The organism is Dokdonella sp. (genome assembly GCF_039926425.1).
GTDB lineage: Bacteria > Pseudomonadota > Gammaproteobacteria > Xanthomonadales > Rhodanobacteraceae > Dokdonella_A.
The window spans coordinates 1-2,973 of record NZ_JBDSWZ010000082.1 but is presented as its reverse complement, the minus strand read 5'-3'; the positions used below and the strand labels follow the sequence as shown (position 1 = coordinate 2,973).

General features: G+C 65.4%; 4 protein-coding genes. 3 read left to right on the top strand and 1 reads right to left on the bottom strand.

All coding sequences use genetic code 11. The features are described from left to right. The 3 genes from ABIV12_RS05330 to ABIV12_RS05320 all read left to right on the top strand — a co-directional run. On the top strand, positions 1 to 500 hold a 500-nt coding region (locus ABIV12_RS05330; protein WP_348056996.1), incomplete at its 5' end, for a topoisomerase C-terminal repeat-containing protein. Positions 501 to 535: 35 nt separating this feature from the next. Then, the gene (locus tag ABIV12_RS05325) at positions 536 to 1,093 is read left to right on the top strand and encodes a Sua5/YciO/YrdC/YwlC family protein (RefSeq protein WP_348056994.1); all 558 of its coding nucleotides are present in this window, start codon (positions 536 to 538) and stop codon (positions 1,091 to 1,093) included. 13 nt (positions 1,094 to 1,106) lie between these two features. After that, positions 1,107 to 2,477 carry an AMP-binding protein gene (locus ABIV12_RS05320; protein ID WP_348056992.1) on the top strand — a complete coding sequence of 457 codons (1,371 nt, stop codon included), beginning with the start codon at positions 1,107 to 1,109 and terminating at the stop codon, positions 2,475 to 2,477. A 308-nt stretch (positions 2,478 to 2,785) separates the two neighbouring features. On the opposite strand, the gene ABIV12_RS05315 is transcribed toward ABIV12_RS05320, so the two are convergent. Then, the coding region (locus ABIV12_RS05315) for a DNA polymerase (protein WP_348056990.1) at positions 2,786 to 2,973 on the bottom strand (188 nt) is incomplete at its 5' end.

Sequence of the window (2,973 nt, the reverse complement as noted above, 5' to 3'; positions counted from 1 at the left end):
ACGCATCGCTGCAGCCGGAAGATGATCCGTACACCATCGAGTTTGATCGCGCCGTGGAATTGATCCGCGCGAAGGCCGAAGCCGCTGCGAACCGGATCATCAAGGACTTTGGCAACGGCATCCAGGTGTTGAACGGTCGCTACGGTCCGTACATCACCGATGGCGAGAAGAACGCGCGCATTCCCAAGGAGCAGGAGCCGAAGGAACTGACCGAAGCGCAGTGCGTCGAACTGATTGCCGCCGCACCGAACCGGCCCAAGCGTGGCGGCCGGTTCAACAAGAAGGGCGCCGCGGGCAAGGCGACGAAATCGGCAAAGAAATCGGCGACAGCGGACGCAGGCGACCCGGTCAAGAAATCAGCGCCGAAGAAGGCGGCTGCGAAGAAGGCAACGAAGAAAGCTCCTGCGAAAAAAGCGACCAAGAAGACGGCGGCACGAAAGCCCGCCGCCAAGAAAGCCGCTGTACCCAAGGACGCAAGCCGCAAGTCGGCCGCCGCGTGAGCGGCGGTCCGCACGGCTGATCCGCGGCAATCTCGATGGATCCGAATCTGCGCGCTGCAGTCGAGGCGCTCCGCGCGGGCGGACTCGTTGCGTATCCGACCGAAGCAGTCTGGGGCATCGGTTGCGATCCACGCAGCGAGGAGGCGTGCCGGCGCTTGTTCGCGCTGAAGCGGCGTCCGCCGACGCAGGGAGTGCTGCTGATCGCGGCAGATTTCGACCAATTGACGTCGTACATCGACTTCACTGCAACGCCATCCGCGGCCGTCGACCGCGCGCGCGCCACCTGGCCGGGACCGCATACGTGGATTTTTCCGCGCTCCCTTCACGTTCCCGGATGGATCGCCGGCTCACATGCGGGCATTGCATTGCGGGTGACCGCGCACCCGTCTGCTTCCGCGTTGTGTCGCGCTTTTGGCGCAGCGCTGGTGTCGACCAGCGCCAATCGTCACGGAGAAGTGCCGGCGATGTCGGCGAGCGATGTGGAGCAAATCTTCACGAACGAAGTCGCGGCAATCCTGAACGGCGACGTCGGGGGACTTGAGCGGCCGACGACAATCCGCGACGCTATCAGCGGGGCTCTGGTTCGTTCCTGAGGGGGAGAAGGATTTGTCTGCCGTAATCGATGACGCGGGGCGTGAACAGGCCCGTGGATTGCCCTTGCTCGTGTTTGGCGATCGCGCGCGCATCGTCGCGTTCCATCAACACCGCGCCGTGGCCGTGGCAGAATTCCTCGGCGATGTCGCAACGGTGGTCGCCGCACTTCCGGACGGCCGCGACGCCATCAACCTGTGCGAAGACCGCTACGCGTTTCTGGTGGCGTTCTGCGCTGTCGCGTGCAAAGGCCGCACGAACCTCCTGCCGCCCTCGCGCACGCAGCAGGCGATCGACGAAGTGATGGCCGCCTATCCGCGCAGCTATGCGCTCGGCGATGTTGCTCTCGAGCGCGAGCCGCAGGGGTTCATCCGGATGCCGGTGCTGGGCAGCAGCCCGCCCGTCGATGGCGTGCCTTCGATTGATCCGGCGCAGGTTGTGGTCATCGGCTTCACCTCCGGCAGTACCGGCCAGCCACGCCCGAATGCGAAAACCTGGGGGTCGTTCCACGCGAGCAACCAGCGCAACGTGGAGGCGCTGGCCGACACGCTGGACCTGGCCTCCGGCCAGATCGCGCACGTCGTCGCGACCGTGCCGCCCCAGCACATGTACGGAATCGAGCTTTCGATCCTGTTGCCCCTGCTCGGGCCTTTTGCGGTTCACAGCGCGCGCCCTCTGTTTCCGGGCGATGTTGCATCGGCATTGGCCGCGGTGCCGGCACCGCGCGTGCTGGTGACGACGCCGGTGCATCTGCGCGCGTTGCTGCGCGACCCGGTCTCGCTTCCCCCTCTCGGCGTGATCACGTCGGCGACCGCGCCGCTGTCCCAGCCGTTGTGCCTCGAAGCGGAAACGCGCTACGGAGCGCCCGTGCTCGAACTGTTCGGATCCACCGAAACGTGCGTCATCGCGCAGCGGAGAACCGCGCGCGAGGCAGACTGGCGGCTGTATGCCGACGTGACCTTGCGACCGCAACCGGACGGAACGGTGGTCGATGCGCCTTATTTCTGCGCGCCCGTCACGCTTCACGATGTCGTCGAAGTGCTTGCCGACCGGCGCTTTCGCCTCTGTGGGCGACATGCCGATCTGGTCGAGATTGCCGGAAAGCGCGCATCCCTTGCCGATCTCACCCGGCGCGTGCTGGCGTTGAACGGCGTCGATGACGCGATCGTGTTGCAACTGGACGAGCCTGACTGCGGCGGCGTTCGCCGCATCGCCGCGCTGGTCGTCGCGCCACACCGCACGGAAGCCGCCTTGCTGAACGACCTGCGCAATGCCATCGATCCGGCATTTCTGCCGCGCCCTTTGCGTCGGATCAGCGTGTTGCCGCGCAACGAGACCGGAAAACTGCCACGCAGCGCACTGTTGCAGGCCTTGCGGCACCGCTGACGCGATCGGAACCCGTTCGCCGTCCGCCTTTTCCACAACGCCCACATCGCACAAAAAGAAACCCCGAGGGCCAGGGGGAGCCCTCGGGGCGGGGGTTGAAGACCAATCTGGGGAGGATTGGGCTTCAGGGGTTGCACTCAGGGAGGTGAGCCAACCAGGACGCCGTTGCGTGCGCCCGGATAGATAGATGCGGTTCGGTGCGAAAAGTTTCCAGACGCATGCCGGTCGTATTTATCGGGCGTTCATGCTCCAGATCGGGCATGACCAATGGCCTATGCCAAGCCCCTTTCGCAACGTGGCGATTGCGCTCAGTGCGCCTCGTCCCAATTCGAGCCGCTCCCGATGTCGACCACCAGCGGTACGTTCAACTGCGCCGCTGCGGCCATTCGCTCGCGCACTCCGACGACCACCGCATCGACCGCGTCCGCGCGAACCTCGAACACCAGTTCGTCATGGACCTGCATCAGCATGCGCGCGTCGTCGCGCCGGTCGGCCA

Bases quoted from the DNA above. Each gene is read 5' to 3' on its own strand.
- ABIV12_RS05325 (WP_348056994.1), top strand. From the start codon at position 536: ATGGATCCGAATCTGCGCGCTGCAGTCGAGGCGCTCCGCGCGGGCGGA.